General features: G+C 52.8%; 1 tRNA gene. It reads right to left on the minus strand.

From position 1 onward, the window contains the following. Positions 1-156: 156 nt before the first annotated feature. Positions 157-232, minus strand: a tRNA-Ala gene (locus ABD028_RS15460). Between the last annotated feature and the right edge of the window lie 693 nt (positions 233-925).

Raw genomic sequence — 925 nt, forward strand, 5'->3', positions numbered from 1 at the left:
AGGGGACAGAATTTTTGTCAGCGAAGCGCTGCTTCGCTAAAATTCTGTAAGGCGAGGTGAGCCAGCGAACCGAGCGACCTTTTCCTTACTGAATCTATTCTGCGTTACCAACTAGGCTTGGTAACTAGTTACAGCGATTAACTGTAACCTAAAATTTGGTGGAGCTAGGCGGGATCGAACCGCCGACCTCTTGCATGCCATGCAAGCGCTCTCCCAGCTGAGCTATAGCCCCAGTACTCTTACGAGTTGCTGTTACCTGACAGCGGGCGCATTCTAGGCACGCCCCTATTCCCTGTCAATGCTTTTTTTAAGATCCCATTCCGTTCGCTATATAATTGAGCACCTTGCTCACAATTCACTCGCCACCCTGTGTGCAATAGATATTGCCCTGCTCATCTCCGGCTGAATTTAATTATTCCGCGGGGGATGATTGCGGGCTTCCTGCCCTTCGCCCTGCGGGCCAGCCTGCGGCTGTTCAGCATGGTTGCCTGGAGCAACCATCAACAGCTTTAGCTGGTCCAAAGGACGAACCTCAGGGATGGGGTGAGTAAAAACGCTCCTGGCGTTTTAGTCGAACCCGGAGGGGTTCAGCATCCCTCGTGGGTACAGCAAATAAAAAAAACACCCCAGTCATTTCTGACAAAGGCTAAGTGTTCGACAGGGGATTACTCCGGGCTTCCTGCCCTTCGCCCTGCGGGCCAGCCTGCGGCTGTTCAGCATGGTTGCCTGGAGCAACCATCAACAGCTTTAGCTGGTCCAAAGGACGAACCTCAGGGATGGGGTGAGTAAAAACGCTCCCGACGTTGTAGTCGAACCCGGAGGGGTTCAGCATCCCACGTGGGTACAGCAAATAAAAAAACACCCCGGTCATTTCTGACACAATCTAAGTGTTCAACAGGGGGATTACTCCGGGCTTCCTGCCCTT

The sequence above is a fragment of the Bowmanella denitrificans genome (assembly GCF_039522935.1).
Lineage (GTDB): Bacteria > Pseudomonadota > Gammaproteobacteria > Enterobacterales > Alteromonadaceae > Bowmanella > Bowmanella denitrificans.